The sequence below is a fragment of the Methanobrevibacter sp. genome (assembly GCF_045130115.1).
GTDB lineage: Archaea > Methanobacteriota > Methanobacteria > Methanobacteriales > Methanobacteriaceae > Methanocatella.
Genome location: NZ_JBGUPC010000018.1, coordinates 1 through 16,616 on the forward strand (window position 1 = coordinate 1; position 16,616 = coordinate 16,616).

19 protein-coding genes are annotated in these 16,616 nt (G+C 39.6%); 14 read left to right on the forward strand and 5 right to left on the reverse strand.

Going from position 1 to position 16,616, the window contains the following annotated elements; translation table 11 throughout:
- From ACJMML_RS03140 to ACJMML_RS03175, 8 genes are all read left to right on the forward strand, one after another.
- Nucleotides 1–2,806: hypothetical protein (locus ACJMML_RS03140; RefSeq protein ID WP_405305933.1), on the forward strand; the 2,806-nt coding region annotated here is incomplete at its 5' end.
- A gap of 437 nt (nt 2,807–3,243) precedes the next feature.
- Nucleotides 3,244–3,765 carry a hypothetical protein gene (locus ACJMML_RS03145; protein ID WP_405305934.1) on the forward strand — a complete coding sequence of 174 codons (522 nt, stop codon included), beginning with the start codon at nt 3,244–3,246 and terminating at the stop codon, nt 3,763–3,765.
- Complete coding sequence (locus ACJMML_RS03150; RefSeq protein ID WP_405305935.1) at nt 3,762–3,914, forward strand: hypothetical protein; 153 nt, start codon at nt 3,762–3,764, stop codon at nt 3,912–3,914. Before ACJMML_RS03145 ends, ACJMML_RS03150 begins: the two co-directional genes overlap by 4 nt.
- A gap of 95 nt (nt 3,915–4,009) precedes the next feature.
- The gene (locus ACJMML_RS03155; protein WP_405305936.1) at nt 4,010–4,282 is read left to right on the forward strand and encodes a hypothetical protein; all 273 of its coding nucleotides are present in this window, start codon (nt 4,010–4,012) and stop codon (nt 4,280–4,282) included.
- 13 nt (nt 4,283–4,295) lie between these two features.
- The gene (locus ACJMML_RS03160; RefSeq protein ID WP_405305937.1) at nt 4,296–4,688 is read left to right on the forward strand and encodes a hypothetical protein; all 393 of its coding nucleotides are present in this window, start codon (nt 4,296–4,298) and stop codon (nt 4,686–4,688) included.
- A gap of 202 nt (nt 4,689–4,890) precedes the next feature.
- A complete protein-coding gene (locus tag ACJMML_RS03165) occupies nt 4,891–5,739 on the forward strand; it encodes a hypothetical protein (RefSeq protein ID WP_405305938.1) in 849 nt (282 codons plus the stop codon).
- A complete protein-coding gene (locus tag ACJMML_RS03170) occupies nt 5,717–9,406 on the forward strand; it encodes an ATP-dependent DNA helicase (RefSeq protein WP_405305939.1) in 3,690 nt (1,229 codons plus the stop codon). Before ACJMML_RS03165 ends, ACJMML_RS03170 begins: the two co-directional genes overlap by 23 nt.
- Before the next feature lie 10 nt (nt 9,407–9,416).
- On the forward strand, nt 9,417–10,307 hold the full coding sequence (locus tag ACJMML_RS03175) for a tetratricopeptide repeat protein (RefSeq protein ID WP_405305940.1): 891 nt from the start codon (nt 9,417–9,419) through the stop codon (nt 10,305–10,307).
- A gap of 109 nt (nt 10,308–10,416) precedes the next feature.
- Here ACJMML_RS03175 and ACJMML_RS03180 read toward each other — a convergent pair whose 3' ends face one another.
- On the reverse strand, nt 10,417–10,836 hold the full coding sequence (locus ACJMML_RS03180) for a hypothetical protein (protein WP_405305941.1): 420 nt from the start codon (nt 10,834–10,836) through the stop codon (nt 10,417–10,419).
- 241 nt (nt 10,837–11,077) lie between these two features.
- Between ACJMML_RS03180 and ACJMML_RS03185 the strand changes: the two genes are divergently transcribed.
- From ACJMML_RS03185 to ACJMML_RS03195, 3 genes are all read left to right on the forward strand, one after another.
- A complete protein-coding gene (locus ACJMML_RS03185) occupies nt 11,078–11,347 on the forward strand; it encodes a transcriptional regulator (protein ID WP_405305942.1) in 270 nt (89 codons plus the stop codon).
- Nucleotides 11,348–11,352: 5 nt separating this feature from the next.
- Nucleotides 11,353–11,727, forward strand: a complete 375-nt coding sequence (locus ACJMML_RS03190) for a hypothetical protein (protein WP_405305943.1) — start codon at nt 11,353–11,355, stop codon at nt 11,725–11,727.
- Between the two features lie 98 nt (nt 11,728–11,825).
- On the forward strand, nt 11,826–12,359 hold the full coding sequence (locus ACJMML_RS03195; protein WP_405305944.1) for a hypothetical protein: 534 nt from the start codon (nt 11,826–11,828) through the stop codon (nt 12,357–12,359).
- A gap of 92 nt (nt 12,360–12,451) precedes the next feature.
- On the opposite strand, the gene ACJMML_RS03200 is transcribed toward ACJMML_RS03195, so the two are convergent.
- Complete coding sequence (locus ACJMML_RS03200) at nt 12,452–13,321, reverse strand: zinc-ribbon domain-containing protein (protein ID WP_405305945.1); 870 nt, start codon at nt 13,319–13,321, stop codon at nt 12,452–12,454.
- A 301-nt stretch (nt 13,322–13,622) separates the two neighbouring features.
- On the opposite strand from ACJMML_RS03200, the gene ACJMML_RS03205 reads away from it, so the two are divergent.
- Nucleotides 13,623–14,297, forward strand: a complete 675-nt coding sequence (locus tag ACJMML_RS03205) for a hypothetical protein (RefSeq protein ID WP_405305946.1) — start codon at nt 13,623–13,625, stop codon at nt 14,295–14,297.
- 53 nt (nt 14,298–14,350) lie between these two features.
- Here the strand turns inward: ACJMML_RS03205 and ACJMML_RS03210 are convergent, their stop codons facing one another.
- Nucleotides 14,351–15,001: a hypothetical protein gene (locus ACJMML_RS03210; protein WP_405305947.1), complete on the reverse strand. Its 651-nt coding sequence runs from the start codon at nt 14,999–15,001 to the stop codon at nt 14,351–14,353.
- A gap of 89 nt (nt 15,002–15,090) precedes the next feature.
- Here ACJMML_RS03210 and ACJMML_RS03215 point away from each other — a divergent pair, with 89 nt between their 5' ends.
- Both ACJMML_RS03215 and ACJMML_RS03220 read left to right on the forward strand, forming a co-directional pair.
- Nucleotides 15,091–15,876: a zinc-ribbon domain-containing protein gene (locus tag ACJMML_RS03215; protein WP_405305948.1), complete on the forward strand. Its 786-nt coding sequence runs from the start codon at nt 15,091–15,093 to the stop codon at nt 15,874–15,876.
- A gap of 80 nt (nt 15,877–15,956) precedes the next feature.
- The gene (locus tag ACJMML_RS03220) at nt 15,957–16,241 is read left to right on the forward strand and encodes a hypothetical protein (protein ID WP_405305949.1); all 285 of its coding nucleotides are present in this window, start codon (nt 15,957–15,959) and stop codon (nt 16,239–16,241) included.
- Here ACJMML_RS03220 and ACJMML_RS03225 read toward each other — a convergent pair.
- Nucleotides 16,197–16,451, reverse strand: coding sequence for a hypothetical protein (locus ACJMML_RS03225; RefSeq protein ID WP_405305950.1), 255 nt, complete (start codon nt 16,449–16,451; stop codon nt 16,197–16,199). The two genes, ACJMML_RS03220 and ACJMML_RS03225, sit on opposite strands and share 45 nt — an antisense overlap.
- A gap of 51 nt (nt 16,452–16,502) precedes the next feature.
- Nucleotides 16,503–16,616 (reverse strand): zinc ribbon domain-containing protein (locus tag ACJMML_RS03230; protein ID WP_405305951.1); only part of this gene is annotated, 114 nt, incomplete at its 5' end.

Consider the following 16,616-nt stretch of genomic DNA (forward strand, 5'->3'; position numbering starts at 1 on the left):
CAATAGTACTAATTTCACTGTTGTATTTACTGCATTGGTGAATGGTACTTTAACCAACACTGTTAACGTTACATCTAACGAAACCGATAACAAAACCGGTAACAATACTACTACTGTTTACAAACCTAATATGACTGTTCAGAAAGTTACTTTGGATAATGTTGTATTCGTAAACAACACAGTTAGATTCATGATTGTTGTTACAAACACTGGTGACTGTAACTTGACTGATGTTAAAGTTACTGAGATCTTCAATTCAACCGAATTGAGATATGTTGATTACACTAATAAGGATAAATGGTCTAAAGACGGTAATGTTTTCTCATTTAATGGCAATTTGACTCCTGGTTCAAGCGCTAACTTCACTATTGAATTTACAGCTTTAGTGAACGGTACTTTAATCAACATGGTCAATGTAACCAGCAATGAGACTGAAAATAAAACTGCAAACAATAACACTACTGTCTACAAACCAAACATGACTGTTGTGAAATTGGCATTGAATGAAACCGTGTTTGTCGGTGAAAATGTCACTTTCGTGATTGTTGTTACCAATACCGGTGACTGCAACTTGACTGACATTGCCGTTTATGAGGACTACAAAGTCACTGAATATGAATTGGTCAAATTCATTGATGACACTCATAAATGGACTAATTCAAGCAATGTATTCACTTATAACGGTAATTTGACTCCTGGTTCAAGCGCTAACTTCACTTTAGTATTCAAGACTTTAGTGAACGGTACTTTAATCAACATGGTCAATGCAACCAGCAATCAGACTGACAATAAAACCGCAAACAACAACACTACTGTGAAAGAAATTTGTGATTTGGTTGTTATTAAAGAAGTCAATGCAACAAGCATCTTTGTTAATGAGACTGTTGAATGGACTATTACTGTTAAAAATAATGGTCCTAACACTGCTAAGAACGTTATTGTTAATGATACTTTGCCTGCTGGCGTAATTGTTATTGGTGAATTGCCAAACAACGGCAAACAGACTGGTAATAATATTGTTTGGGAACTTGGTGATTTGGCTGCTAATGCCGATCCGATTGTTCTTAAATTCATTACCAGAATAACCGTTGAAGGCAACAACACCAATTTCGTTGTCGTAAACACTACTACTACCGATTCAAATGAGTCCAACAATAAGGCGAACAATACCACCGTTGCAAACCCGATTTGTGATTTGGAAATCCATAAATACGTTAACGCAACCCGTGTTTATGCAAATGACATTGTAGAATGGAATATAACTTTAGTTAATAAGGGTCCATCAACTGCTCTTGGCGTTGTGGTAAATGAAACTTTACCTAATGGTTTGAGAATCATTAGTGCAACACCGACTGCGGGAAGTTTTGATGAAGAAACTAGGATTTGGAAGATGGATGAGTTAAGGATAAACTCACCTGTTTTCCTTATTTTGGTCACTCGAGTCTTGACTAACGGTACTTTTATGAACACTGTAGTTGTAAATTCCACTACTCCGGATTCCAACGAATCCAATAATATTGCAAACAACACTACAGTTGCCGATCCTATTTGTGATTTGGTAATTACAAAATCCGTAAACGCAACCATGGTAAATGTAACCGACATTGTTGAATGGACAATCACTGTTGTAAACAGAGGTCCTAACACAGCTGAAAACGTTGTAGTAAACGACACTTTGCCTAACGGACTTAAAGTATTAAGATTGCCTGAAAACTGCAAACAGAATGGAAATACAATAATCTGGAACATCGGCAGTTTAGAAGTGGACAGCCCTGTTTCAATCACATTACTGACCCAAGTTCTGGTTGAAGGCAACATAACTAACATTGTTGTAGTGAACTCAACAACTCCTGACACTAATGAAACAAACAACATTGCAAACAACACTACTGTAGCAAATCCTGTTTGTGATTTGGAAATCATCAAACTCGTAAGCTCCAAAAAGGCTTATGTAGGAGAGGACTTGACCTGGACTATAATTGTAATCAATCATGGTCCTAGCGCAGCTTCAGACGTAAAGGTCTTGGAAGACATTCCAGATTCATTAAGGTTAGTTTCATACACTGCTACTAAGGGTACATTCGACAAGAACACCAATATTTGGACAATCGGTAAACTGGACAATGCTTCAACAGTTACACTCACAATTGTGACTAGAGTATTGAGCGTTGGAAACATTACAAATCCTGTAGATGTTAATTCATCAACTCCGGATTCAAATAAAACCAACAACCATGCTAACAATACCACTGAAGCATCTGAGCTATGTGATCTGGCAATCATGAAAACATCAGATTACAAAGTTTACTATGTCGGCGATAACATGCACTGGATTATTGAAGTGGTCAACTATGGTCCAAGCCCTGCAAGAGGCGTTTGGGTCAGTGATGTCATGCCATCTGGCGTAAAATTCATCAGTTGTTCCGCTTCTAAAGGTAATTACGATAAAGCAACTGGTAATTGGACAATAGGTAATCTGGCAAAAGGAGAAAAAGTTACTTTGGATATTTTATGTAAAGTAATTGATCCAGGTTTGATTACAAATAGCGCACACGTTACTGGCAGCGGCAATGAAAGTGATTTAACTAACAATGACGACAATGCCACAATTAGTGCTATTGAAAAGGTTCAACCTGTACCTCCTAGTCCTGAACCTACTCCGGAACCAACACCAGAACCTACTCCCGAACCTGAAAATCCAGTTCATGCGGCAACCATGCATGCTACCGGTAATCCGATTGCATATCTTTTAGTTGCTGTTTTCGCATTATTCGGTTGTTTCTGGTCAAGGAAAAAACAAGAATGATTAAAAACGGAAAATAAATAACTAGATTTCATATCTAGTTACCTTTTTATTTTTTTAGCGAGCAATTTTTTACGTACGAAACTTTTTTTTATTTATTTATCATTTGTTTAGCGGATGCTATCAAAAACCAAAAAATCAGAACATTTATATACTATTAGAAAGTAACTTATTACTGCACTTTAAATTATTGGAAAATTTAACCACATCACTATAAAATTGTAATCAAGACTCTATACGAACTTTTTGACATTAAAAAGGGGCTGATAAAAATGACACCACAAGTGAAATCAACTGCATATTGGAGTGCGGTGTTCTTTTAGACCAATAAGGTTGTTCAATGCCTGACAACCTAATCAACCAAAATCAACATATGTAATCAGCTTATCATAGCATATGCTATGTTTGAACTATAACTATCATCATTTAGAGGAATAATAATGGAGAGAAGCCAAAAGATTAATGTAAATGTTAAAAAGACTGTCGAACACTCTGTAGCCGGAAACAGCGAGTTTCATTTCTATGCAGATGAGCTTGCAGCGGACAACAGCATGCCTACCTATATCGGCAAGGCAGATGAGAAGTACACATTCGATGAGATGGATGAGGCCTTCTTTGAGTTTCTTGAAAGAAAATCACATCAGGATGGAATATACATACGGCTTGTATTTTCCACATCAGAAGTTAAGGACGGTGAAACCTCGTTCATTTTGGAATATGAAAACAAGAGGGAGAATTTCATGCCGGAAGACTTGGACAATGTCCTGGTATTTGAATTTGCTGACTTTGGCATTAGGGTCAAGGATGGTGAAGTCGCTTTCGGTGCATCAATAGATGATGGTTGCGGTAGAGGAGTCTACTTTGCGCAGTTCGGTTCAGATGCCGGAAACAGGGAATTCCTGTCCCTGGAAAATCCGTTGAACAAGCGCGTCATTGAAATCATGGAGGGGATGATAAAATGATTACAAACATTCTGACAGCGGTCCAGCTTATGATAGTGATATTTTCACTGCTGCTTGTGCTTTACGACCTCATGAAGGGGGACAACAAGACAAGCACATATCTTGGACTGCTTTTCAACGCATGCCTGTTATGGTTGACTGTAATTTAGATGAGGTTTAAATGGAGCTTGATTTGGTTAGATATTCATCAGAAATCTTTGACTTCCTGAGTGCAGGGACACTCAGGGAGATCGACTATGGGGTGTTGGACTTATCGAAAGTTGAGGATTACGAGCTAAAAGAGGTATTGTATTTCCTGGAGGAGCTTTTGACAATGGAGCTGAAGGCTAACTACCGGGAAAACGAAACCGGAATCTTCAGGGTTCAGGTTTTAAGGGGCAGGTATTGCTATTGTGAATTTGGCCAGGTCATTGAAGCTGATTCCATTGGGGAGTTAAGGGAATTGGTTTTAAGTGAAAACAGGATTTGGTACGTGTTTGATGAAATTTCGGCACACAAATGTGCCGGACATATTTAAAAGGGTGAGTTATATGGCGAAATCTCAAAGGAAATTAAGGCCGAATGAGGTGTATTTCAACCGTGAAAAGAAAATCAACAGGCTGATAAACAGGTTCATGAAGTTTGTGTTTCACAGCAATCTCAATGATTTGGAGGTCTATGATGAGACGAACCGCCTGCGGCTTGACATCAAGATGAATCTTGACATCCAGTCTTCTGAGCTTCATCTGCAAAGCAGGCGAAGAAGGTTCATCTACTACGACCAGCTCGCAAAGTTCAAGGCAGTCTACAGCATCTGGAAGACAAGGTCATATCCGGCATTCATCACAAGGGTCTTTGACCTGCCTGCACATCTGATCAGTTCACTTAAATGGTTCTACAAGGGGTTGAAAATGAATTATGTGGTTGATTATTCGATATTTTAGTAGAATAATATGAATTCAGGGGATTTCAATTCATTCCCTATTTTTCGCGCTGACAGCTGTTTGACCGGGGTTTTTTCTTAGATATTCATTGTCTGTTCACCTTTAAATCAACTCCTTTAAAAAATTTTTCCCCGGTTAAACAGTAATAATCTACAATTTTTAAAAAGTTTTTTAATCTATCTAAAACAAATATAAACTTATAATGATTAACGAAGTTACAATTTCAAGGTTGGATGAACTGATTGGGGATTATGACACTCCATTTTTCAATTATCTGCTCTACTCATATGACTTGAGCCTGAATGATTGCGAGGTCATAATAAACGATTTGAAAAATGATATCAATTCAAACAGGGTTACAGCGGACAATCTTGTATCCACTTTGGAGGATTATTTCAAAAGGAAGGTTGCTGACCTTGAAAAGGAATCCAAGCTTGATTACCTGACTGGGCTGATTGATCCCGAAGGGGACTACTACAACAGGTTTCTTAAAAGGTATGAATTGGGTGAAAACGAAATCAGCCTAATTTATTCAAGGATTGAAAGCAGGATTTTGGAGGACAACATAGATGACTTTGAAATCAAGCGTTACCTTGAGTACTATTTCGCAAATTCCGTCAGGCAGGTGTCATATTTCAGGGACCTGGACATGATTGTCGGCAGGGCATATGACACTCTGAGCGTAAGGAAGGCCAAAAGGGACTATCCCATATTGTCTGACCGTGACATAGTCGACATCGTTCTGGCCATTCGAGAAAGGATAATTGATGCGGTGGAATTCAAGAGAGGCATCAAATATGAGTTTTTTGACCAGTGCATGCGCAAAAGCGAAGAGAAGAAGGCCCATGCCATATCCAATCTTGAGTATTTTATTGAGGGAAGCGGCGATTCGTTTTCCCATTTTGTCAAATCCAAGGGATTGAGCAGACAGGAGGGCGAAATGATTGTCTCCGATATCAGGGATGAAATCTCAAGAGGCATGATTCAGCCCGATAGGATTGACAGTGTTTTTTTAACCAAACGTTTCAATGAGTATAATGAGAGAAAGTAGTGTCTTTACCTTTTTGAAGGGTAAATTTAAGAATTTATATGACTTGTGTGAAGTCATGGAAAAGCTTATCGTTGTTCGCAAGTACCATCTTGCCATGGCAACAGCAAAGGTAATCCTGGATTTGTTCTGCAGGCAAACCGATAATGATTTAGTGCTGACTATCGATGTTTTTAATGACACTTCTCTCACATTATCTGAAAGGGACATGCAAAGTGTCCACAAGATATTGTTCACATATATCTATGAAGATTATTTTGAACCAATAGAGCAATTTTTGAATGTCGACTATGAATACGACTTCACCTTTTTGGGCCGTAACCCGAAAATCACCAACGATGACATCTACCTCATCATCAACAATCTGAGGGTGAACTCAATATCACCTCGCCTTGTGGGCCTTGATGGTGATGACCTCATTCAGCTTGAGGACCTCGCTGCCGACGACAAGCAGAAGGTCGTCGACTTCATTGAAGCCAATCTCAACATTTTCATCAAAAGGCATATACTGACATTGAGGCTTTTTGACAGTGAGGGAAATCCTCTGAACAGGCAGCTCAACTTTGAGGCCGTAAAGAAGGTTGACTACTGCAGGATACGAGAAATCCCTCCTGACGTTGAACTTGACGACTATCAAAGGGAAGCGGTCGAGTACACAGAAAGGCCATTGGTGATAAATGCAGGTCCCGGAGCAGGAAAGACAAGGGTGATAATCGAAAGGGTATGCCACCTGATAGGCCAGGGAGTTGATGCCGAAAGCATACTGGTGATCACATTTACGAATAAGGCCGCAGAGGAATTGCGGGAAAGATTCAAAAAGGACACAAAGCTTGACCTGAACACCATAAGCAAGATGAGGATAAGCACAATACACAGCTTCTGCAGGGCAATGCTTCAGGAGTTTTCAGACATTCCCTACAACCTTCTCAAGAGGGAATCCGAGCGCAACCTCTTTTTCAACAAGCACAAGCATGAGCTGGGATTCACCGGTCCGGCATTTCTGAGAAACTACGAGTCAGGCCAGGTCTTGAAGAAGTATGACGAGTATGCGCTCTTTGAGGTCGACTCAAAAGCTCTGATTGAATACATAGAGTCAAAATTCAAGCCTTCAAAGGAATATCTGGAATATATTGAGGATTATTATTCAAAAAATAGTGAAAACCACTATCCTTCCAAAAAGGAGATAAAGCACCTTCATTTCCAATGCGATGTCTACAAGGCAAGGTATCTCCAGATTGCAAAGTCATACGATGACTGGATAGATCTGATGGAAAGGGAGCATGTCTGCGACCAGAACTACCTTCTCATCAAGGCTCTCGAAATCCTTTCGGATGACGATAACCTCAGAAGGGTTCAATACACAAACATCCTTATTGACGAGTTTCAGGACACAGATGCCGTTCAGATGCAGATATTCGAGAGGCTCAAAAGCAAGTCCGACACCTACACCGTTGTGGGAGATGCCGACCAGAGCATCTACTCATTCAGGGCGGCCAATCCGAAATTCTTCAATGACTATGCAGGAAGCGACGAATTTGAAAACAAGATTCTTGTCAACAATTACCGCTCGACATCCGATATCGTTGCATTCAATGAAAGGTTCATAAGCCCAAAGCGTTCAAATCCAAAGGACCTGAAGGCAGTCAACGAATCCAAGATGCCCGTTTACATGCTTGAAAACAGAAAGGATGAGGAATACCGTGGAATAGCTTATATCATAAAGAACCTGAAAAGCTCAGGCAAGATATCCAAATACAGTGATGTATGCATACTCTTCAGAAGCCATAATGACAAGAAGGGCATTCTCGACGAATTTGAAAAGGAAAAGATTCCATATTACCTTAAGGGAATCGACGATCTGATCTATCAGGATGAGGTCAAGGCGGTTCTTGCCCTCATATGGTATATGCTGCCGTTCGACCCGACACGAATCGCCTATTATGGGGATGGGGGCCAGTGGATAAACCTCTCATCATTCACAGATACATATTACGAGTCCTCAAAGGTTTTCAGGCTTTCGGCAAAAACCCAGGACATACTCAATGACATGGAGCGAAGGTATCATGCCAATGTGGTCAGCATGAAAGGCAGCTTCACGCCCCTTGACTCTTCAGCCAAATCGAATTCAATAATGGATGTGGTCAGGGATTATTCCGATGACACGCTGGAGGAGATGTTCAGGAGGGTGGGAACGCTCGACCTGAGCACATATTCCCGTGATGAGCTTATGGGCATCGGGATAACGGACGAGCATGACCTTGACTTTTTCACTGCTCTCAACGAATTGAAATCCTCATTGTCAGAGGTCAGAATGACAAGTCTTGAGGTGTTCTATGAGCTTTTGAGGATAACCGGCTTTGCCGATGAGCTTTTCTCAAGAAGCGATTTTGAAGCCAAAAAGGCAGCACTCAACCTTGCGCTGATATCTGAGGTAATCTCCGATTATGAAAACATAATGGGAAAATATGACCTTGTAGGCCTCTTTAATTATCTCTACCGTTCCCTCAAGTACTACTCATGCCCGATCAACGAGGAGGAGGACAACTCCCAGAAGGTCCACATAATGACCGTCCACAAGGCAAAGGGACTTGAATATCCGGTTGTGATAACAGCATCTATCAAGGACAGGAGCTTTCCTCTGAAGTTCTCCGCCCAAAGGAAGGACCATTTCTTCAACAACTATCCGGTCTATCCGACTCCGAACAGATTCCTGAAATATAAGGTTTCAGAGGATTTGGAGCCCTTTGAGTTTGACCGTGAGGAGGAGAGGGTTGTATATGTTGCAAACACCCGTGCCGAAGAGCTTTTGATTCTCTCAACGGTGCTTCCAAGAACAGGAAGCAAAACGCCGCAGGTTCTCAGGGACTATGAAGATGACCTGGTGAGAATAGAGCCTTCGGACGTATTCGGAATGAAGAAGGTAACTTCCCATATGATAAGGGACACCAATCTCTTCAACCAAATCGATTTCGAGGATATCCTGGACCATTACCTATTCTGTCCTTTGAGATACAACCTTGAATGCAAGCTGAAGTTCAAAAATCCCAAAAACATCAATAAGTTCATTGACTCTAAGCTGAGGATAATCGTCAATCGCCTTCACAATGACAAGTTCATGACCGACTGGGATCGGGAAAGCATTGAAGATCTGGTTTCTGAAGTCATCCGCTCATACTCCTTTGCGTCAGGCGAAAGGAATCTCAAGAAGCTCTTCAACCATTTCGCTGATTATTGGGAGGAATACGGAAAGAATTTTGACGTGTTAAGGACATCCCATCCGGTAAGCCTGGAGGTGGGTGGATATGACATAAACGGTGTGATTGACTTGATGGTCAGCGACGGCGGTGCGGTGAGCCTTGTCCACTTCATCCGCACACGGGATGAGATGAAAAACTACCATTCCTTTTATATGGAGCTTCTGAGCTATTATGCAATTGCCCTAAAGGAAAGGGAGGATGTGGATGTTGAAAACATTATGTTGTACGTTCTTGATGAAGGAAAGCTCTATGAAAGGGAATTCGTTAAGGATGAGCTGACCTTGGATTATCTTGCAGGTGTAGTCGAGAGGATTTCCGAGGACAGCTACTCAAGGCATTACGTGGGCTGCGGAGAGTGCGAATTCAGCGGCCTGATCTGTCAAAAGGATAATCCGATAAAGGAATATAGATGAAGGTGTATCAATGAGCTTAAATAATTCTGATATGATTCACATGGAAAGCCGTGAAGGCATGGTAAGATTCAGCGTTGAAGATGCTTCCACAAACTGGATGGACAAGGACGACTTGTTTGTCAAAAGGACTGATGATGACAACTTGAACAGTGACTTCCTGATTGAACACTTGAAAAAGGAAATCCAGATTAAAAACATCTTTGATGAGGCAATATCCCTTTTCAAATCGCAGAAATACGGAAAGGCAATTGAAAAGCTTGATGAGGTGCTTTTCTATGACCCTGAATATGGGGATGCGCTGATTTTCAAATCATATTGTTTGAGGGAACAGGGGCATTTCGTAAAGGCCCTCAGATATTACAGGCGTGCGGTAAAATCCGATGAGTCATTAAGGAATAATGAGTATCACAAGGCCCTTGCGCGCCAGGCCAACGACGAAAGGTCAAATTTCCCAAAACTGAAACTTAACATATTCACAGGCGATGAGCATTTTGCCCAGGGTGAGTTTGAAAGGGCCATTGAAAGCTACGACAAGGCACTGGAAGACCCTTCAAGATTCAAGCAGAGCATACTGTCAAAACTGTTGAATAAGAAAGCCACCGCATACCTGAAGTTGGAAGATTACGGTGAGGCGTTAAAGTGTTTTCAAAGGTCTCGGGAAGTTGACGGCAATGACTATGCCGTTTTTGGCATGGGGCTTTGCCAATATGAGTTGGATTTGGATATCGATTCTGAATTCAGAAGATGCCTTAAAATTTCAAAGCGCCAGATGCTTCAGCAGGCTTTGATTTTAAATAATCTCGGTTATCATGATGACTCATCAAGAATTGCAGATTATCTGAGGAAAAATCACTTCAGAAAAGATGACTTTTATCAAAAATTGTCGACTCTTATAGATTAGACCTTTCAATTGTTGTTTTCTTCAATGATAATTTCATTATTTTAAATATGCTGTCCATTATTTCAATAAAAAATACATTGTATATACTTTTAATTAAACGTTATTTTGATTATATTGGCAGTTCAAATGTTTCGTCAACATCCCCGATTTCAATGTCAATATCAAATGTGCCGTCTCCTGATTCCATTTCAATCTTAATGATGTTCTCCTCAAGGCCCCTGAATTTGGCCATGAAATCACACAGATTCTTCTTTTCAATGGTGAGGGAATATTTCTTTACGGATTTAGAATCGTCACCCTTATTTTCGTCTTCCTTCAGATATTGGGACAGGAAGCTGTTGCATGTGAAGATGTCGGTGAGGTAATATCTGCCTGAGACCTGATTTTTCTCTATCAGTTCATGTTTTTTTAGGGATTCAACCACTTCAGAAGGATTTTCAAAATGATTTGCTATTTCTTCAGGTGTGAATTCGCATCCAAAGCCAAAAATATCAATCAATTCATTCAATTTCATTGCTAAGTCATTCATATTATTATATTGGGTGTTATGATTAAAAAAGATGGTTAATATTTTTTGTAAATCCACAAATTTAAATAATATTAAAATAATATTATTAAATAGGAAAAACATCGTATGTTTTTCTAAATCTTACAAAAAACACTTATGTTATCAGTATTAAATGGATTATTGCCTGGTTTTACATGATGGCTGGGCAATATTAATACTGTTTTTCGAATTCTTTTTTTTTAAAGTGGCTTAAGGCGATATTATGGATGATGAAACATTGAAGGTATTTGCATATGTTAACATTTCCACATATAGGGTCAGGGCTGTAAAGGCTCTCGACGGCGAGGTAAAAACTCCAGCTAATATTGCTAAGGATGCCGGCATCAAGTTAAATCACATATCCAAAACCCTTCATCAGTTGAAGGATTGTGGGGTTGCGGTTTGCATTAATGAGGATGCCAAGCGCGGAAGATTGTATAAGCTGACAGGCGTTGGCGAAGAGATTGTAGGTCATTTGGACAATATGGGGTAGTTTCGATGAAATTTTCAGGATTCATGAATGTGTATCTTCTGGATGATATGAGCTGGGAATACCAGTTTGGCGACAGGTCTCTTAAGGCGGCAACATTGAAGGAATTGGAGCTGCTGGTTAATCTTTACGGCCTTAAATGGAACATTCTTGATGATGATTTGGCAAGCAGATCCAGAGAAATCGACAAGAACAATGTCACCGGCTTTTTGAATGTGTACCTTAAGGATGATTACTGGTATTACAGAGGGTCTGATTTGAAGGCCACAAGTCTGCAGGTTCTAAAAAAGAAGGTTTTAAAAAATGGTCTGGAATGGAAGGAGACCGATAAGGACCTTGCCTATAAGAATTGGAAGCTCGACATGAGAAGGTTTAAAAAATAATTCTGCTTTTTTTTCTGAACAAATCAATATTTCAGTAACAAGTTATATATACTGCTTAAACATAATATCCTTAAAAGATATTTATAGGAGGTATTATTATGGACAAAAGCAGATTAGTTTTTGGCGGATTGATTGTGGTAATTGCAATCATATCAGTCGGCATGGTCATGGGAGTATCCGACACCAGTAAAACCGATACCAAACTCAAGATCAAGGCCAGTTCCCCAATCCATGAGGGAGATAAAATTAAAATCAAGCTGATGGATGCAAACAACACTACAATTTCAAACAAGACCGTCAATGTAACCCTTAAAGATGAGAACAACGAATCATATAATTATTCAGTGACCACCAACGACAAGGGTGTTGCAAAGTTGAAGCTTGATAAGGGTGCAGGTGAATATGAGGTCATATGCAACTTCACAGGCGACGACAAATATAATCCATGCAACAAGACCATTAAAATAACAATAGAAGAAGAGGTTGTTGAGGAAGAGGAAAGCTATGAAGATACCGGCGCATTTTACAGTGCACAAGAAGGCAGAGTAATCTACACCGGTGAAATTCATGACGCTCCTGACGGCAACAGATATGAGCACTTGGGAAATAACGAGTGGGTAATGGTCGAATAGTATTTTTTTTTAATTTATGTTGTAGGATAATTTCCTACAATAATTCTTGTTTTTTAAAAATAGAAAAAAAGTTTGATTGGAAAATCAAACTTCTAAAGTAATGCGCTGACGGTAACAACGCCATATTCTTTGCTTGTGCTTTCTGAATCTTGAACCTTGCCGTCAATTATGAGTTGAACTTTCAGCTTGTCTGAACTTCCATCCTGTTTCTGCACGGCAGCTGCAATCACGTCATATCCAGGTTCGTAGATTTGAATGACCTCATCGCCGGTTCCTGTGTAGGTTGTGCCTGTGCTTTCATCTCCAACTGATGCCATCCATTCGCCTGGGTAGGTGATTTTGATTTGCACGCCTTCATTGCTGTTTTGACTGGAAATGTCCTCGATTATTACGTCATCGGCAAAGCCGGTTGAGGAAACATCATCTATTGGTGCTGTTGATGCGAATGCAACAAAAGATATTATCAGCACCACCAAGGCGACTACAGCTATTCCCGCTGCCTTTCCTTTTGAGATCGATTCCGGTCTGAATCCTCCAAAAATTGCAGGAAGTTCGCTGCCTTCGTTTATTGCCTGGCTGCATTTGTATCCGTCATATGCAGCATAGATCGTAATTCCTATTCCTATGACTGTAGTGAGTACGCTGAGTGCAAGGGTATCATAGAAAATGGAAATCAATGTGAAGATGGCTGAAAGCAGAAATCCTATTGCACAGAAAATAGCTGCCCTATTGAACAGGCGAAGATATATTGCATGCCCTATTCCGCAAAGACCATACAGGATCATTCCACCAATGAAATTCAATATCGGCGCTATCCATTTGTTTTTTTGGCCTGATGCTTGATGGGTTTGCGCATTTGCTTCTGGCTGTGATGCGGATATATCGGGCAGGTCATATCCACAATCGACACAAAACTTCGCTTCATCCTTGTTTCGGGCTCCACAATTTGGACAAAATTTCATCATTTCACCTCTTTTTTGTTATAAGAAAAAGTTCCTATGACTGATACTATATTTTTAAAATTATATAATTATATGTATTTTTTGCATTATTTTATTTCGAAAAAATGGAGATTCGGTGAATTTTTTGCATTGAAAAATTATGTTCAGTGTATATTGTAAATTCATTGCCCTTTTTTTGAATAATCCTGTTGTGCAAAAATATTAAATGTTAATAATTTTTTTCATAAAATAAAAAATTATTTAACATATTATCAATAAATTTCTATAATATACTTTTAATAAATATAAATGAGGGATAAAAGTGAATAAAACAATATTTAAAATTCTAATAGCTACGATTGTCTTCCTGATTGGAATCGGCGTTGCCGGTGCAGTGGATAGCAACTCCAGCGATGAGGCAGCGGCAGCTGAACAGGCAGATGAGATTTCTGTTGACGAGGCAGATGTGGCAGGCGTTGAAAACGGCAATGATGAAGCCGGCGATGAGGTTATTGCCCTTGAAGATAATGATGAATTGTCTGTGGCCACTGATGAAAACCAATTGGCATCAAACGTTACATCCGATGACGGATTAGACAAAGGATTGGAATATAAGACTTTTGTCGTAGGCAAAATCAAAGTTTCCAAGAAATTTGCTAAACTGGTTCCAATGGAAAAGAAACTTGACAAATATAAAAAGAAGATTAAAAAGGCTAAATCAAACTACAAGAAAACTCATGCAAATAAATATAAAAAGGCTGTCAAGAAATTGAAGTTCAAATACAAAGACTATAAAAAGAAATATAAAAAACTTGCAACTAAATTCAAAAAAGCCTTCAATAAACGAATGCCAGCATTTGAAGAGGCAACTTTAAAAAGATTGCAGGAGATAATGAAATACAATTGGAAGCCTTACACTAAAGCTGTTTCCACTGTAGCGATTAAAGGCAAATATTGGGTTTTCACATTTAAAATGGACTTCTGCAGAGGTGCATAACTGTAATAATAGATGCGATAAGGGAAATGCGCTTCCTTTATGCATCACTTTTTTTATTTAATCATTGTTGATTTTTTAACATCCCCGACAGTATAGCATTCGGTGTCTTTTTTTAACGCCTTCTGGATTTGAAATTGGATGATGTCATCATATATTTCCTCGCCGATTCTAATGTCTGAAAACTCCTTGACCAGTCGGTCAAATTCACCGCTTCTTCTAAGCAGGTCAGCCTTAATGGCCAGATAATTCTTCCTTTCACTCTCATCATAATCCAGATTATCGAACTGTTCAATTGCGAGCTTTCTGATTCTTGTTGCATTAGGATCATTTTTGTCATCGCAATCCCATGCACAGTGAATCAGATTGAAGAAGCATTTCACACTGTCTTCTGATTCCTTTGCTATCAGGTATGCCCTATAGAATCTTTTTGAAAGTTTTCCAATGAATTCTATGCCGTCGCAAGTCTGGTATGAATCGCTTTTCAGAAAGTCTTCGGTGATTTGAGTTTCATTTTTAAAATTTCCTGAAACATATCCGCAGTGAGGACATTCCAAAACCCATATGGACATGGTGGACCTTTGCATTTCAGCAGGCCTCAAGTCAAGGTCAGGATAATCCATTGCGTTTGTACTTGATAACACTGGTTGTGAAGATAGTTTTCCACAAACAGGACATTTTTGGTCAATATTTCTTATGATGGTCATAGGAATACAATGTTTGGCATAATATTTAAAGTTTTTGAAAGAGACATTTTTCACCACTTATATATACATTATAATTCATATAATAATTCATGCTTTGCGAAAAATGCGGTTCAGAAATTCCTGAAGGAACAAATTTTTGTGTAAATTGCGGAACTAAGGTTAATTCAAATGCTGCATTAGAGCAGGCGGCTAATGCAGGAAACGAGAAGAATATGCTTCTTGCATTAATCATTTCATTTTTCCTGGTCGGGCTTGGCATATCTTATGCAGGAAATCGGAAAAAGGGAATCGCACTTTTTATTGTAGGAATAATCTTTATAATCATTGGCAGGACAGTGCCGATATGCGCTTTTGTCGGATTGGCGTTATGGGCATATGGACTGTATGAAACATATAATGAGGTTCGGATTGCAAATGGTGTGGAAAATCCGAATCTGATTGAGGATATCAAGAGCTTCCCGACTCCCAAAAAAATCGCTGCAATAGTTGCAATTGCAATAATTGCTCTTCTGGTCATCGGAGGTGCCGTTGGAGCTTTAATGCCAAAGCACACCGGAACCGCAGATGATGATTTCGATGATTTGGATGATTATTACATAAGCGACCCATCTTCCATCAGCAGTTCGGAAGGCAGTTCAGGAAGCAGTGAAAGCCCATATTATTCATCAGATGACTATGACACCCAATCACATTATGAGGATGAACACGGTTCTGCCGATTTGGAAGGGAAAGTCAATGATGACGGAAGCGTGGATGCCCGTCAAACAGGACACACCGATTATGGCGACTATGAGATAAACTCCCATATGGACAGTGACGGAAACATTCATGGAACTGTTGACATTGACGGAGATACTTATTATGTGGATATCTGATGATGTAAGATGATTTTAATTGTATTTTTGAGAGATGATTAATGTAGATATGGTGAATTCTACAGCTGAATGGTGAAAATATGAGAGAATGGCAGGTTGGAGACCCGGTTGGAGACGGAAATGACATAGGAGTTCCCGATACGGAATATATGGGTTATCTCAAGGACAGGAATGGCGGCTCTAAGAAGGGCTTGACTGATGAATTCAGATATTATTATGGCTATTCCTTTGATTTTTCCAAGCTTCATCATGACGATGATGCATTCATGGCTCTCCACAATGCATTTCGCATCTATATTAAAATGAACAGGAGCCAAAGGTCAAGGATTGTCGAAAATCCCTTCAGCAGAGATTGGGTGATTTAGCTTTGCTGCAGGATAGTCAACAGGCACGACAGGAACCTGAAGGATGCACTGATGATAATCCTTTTGAATCCGAATTCTGCAAAGTTTTGTAAGGATTGCGATTTGATTTATCCATATGACCATGAATGCTGCGAGAAATGCGGAAAGCCGTTGGGAAATCTCAAGACTCCAGAACAGATGGGTGATGATATATACCGGCAGTTGAACCACCCCATCCTATAGAGGATGGGGATTCCTGAATTTTTTTTCACTTAATAATGGTTAATTTAAGTATTTTTTCAGGCCATCCCCGTTGAACCAGCGGTTTAGAATATTAATTGCTGCGTTTGTGTCCCTATCAAGTGTTTTTCCGCATTTTTGACATTTCCAGTTGCG

Excerpts from the sequence above, each read along its gene's own strand:
- ACJMML_RS03145 (WP_405305934.1), top strand. The coding sequence starts at position 3,244 with ATGGAGAGAAGCCAAAAGATTAATGTAAATGTTAAAAAGACTGTCGAA.
- ACJMML_RS03150 (WP_405305935.1), top strand. The coding sequence starts at position 3,762 with ATGATTACAAACATTCTGACAGCGGTCCAGCTTATGATAGTGATATTT.
- ACJMML_RS03160 (WP_405305937.1), top strand. The coding sequence starts at position 4,296 with ATGGCGAAATCTCAAAGGAAATTAAGGCCGAATGAGGTGTATTTCAAC.
- ACJMML_RS03165 (WP_405305938.1), top strand. The coding sequence starts at position 4,891 with ATGATTAACGAAGTTACAATTTCAAGGTTGGATGAACTGATTGGGGAT.
- ACJMML_RS03170 (WP_405305939.1), top strand. The coding sequence starts at position 5,717 with ATGAGTATAATGAGAGAAAGTAGTGTCTTTACCTTTTTGAAGGGTAAA.
- ACJMML_RS03175 (WP_405305940.1), top strand. The coding sequence starts at position 9,417 with ATGAGCTTAAATAATTCTGATATGATTCACATGGAAAGCCGTGAAGGC.
- ACJMML_RS03180 (WP_405305941.1), bottom strand. The coding sequence starts at position 10,836 with ATGAATGACTTAGCAATGAAATTGAATGAATTGATTGATATTTTTGGC.
- ACJMML_RS03185 (WP_405305942.1), top strand. The coding sequence starts at position 11,078 with ATGGATGATGAAACATTGAAGGTATTTGCATATGTTAACATTTCCACA.
- ACJMML_RS03190 (WP_405305943.1), top strand. The coding sequence starts at position 11,353 with ATGAAATTTTCAGGATTCATGAATGTGTATCTTCTGGATGATATGAGC.
- ACJMML_RS03195 (WP_405305944.1), top strand. The coding sequence starts at position 11,826 with ATGGACAAAAGCAGATTAGTTTTTGGCGGATTGATTGTGGTAATTGCA.
- ACJMML_RS03200 (WP_405305945.1), bottom strand. The coding sequence starts at position 13,321 with ATGAAATTTTGTCCAAATTGTGGAGCCCGAAACAAGGATGAAGCGAAG.
- ACJMML_RS03210 (WP_405305947.1), bottom strand. The coding sequence starts at position 15,001 with ATGACCATCATAAGAAATATTGACCAAAAATGTCCTGTTTGTGGAAAA.
- ACJMML_RS03215 (WP_405305948.1), top strand. The coding sequence starts at position 15,091 with ATGCTTTGCGAAAAATGCGGTTCAGAAATTCCTGAAGGAACAAATTTT.
- ACJMML_RS03220 (WP_405305949.1), top strand. The coding sequence starts at position 15,957 with ATGAGAGAATGGCAGGTTGGAGACCCGGTTGGAGACGGAAATGACATA.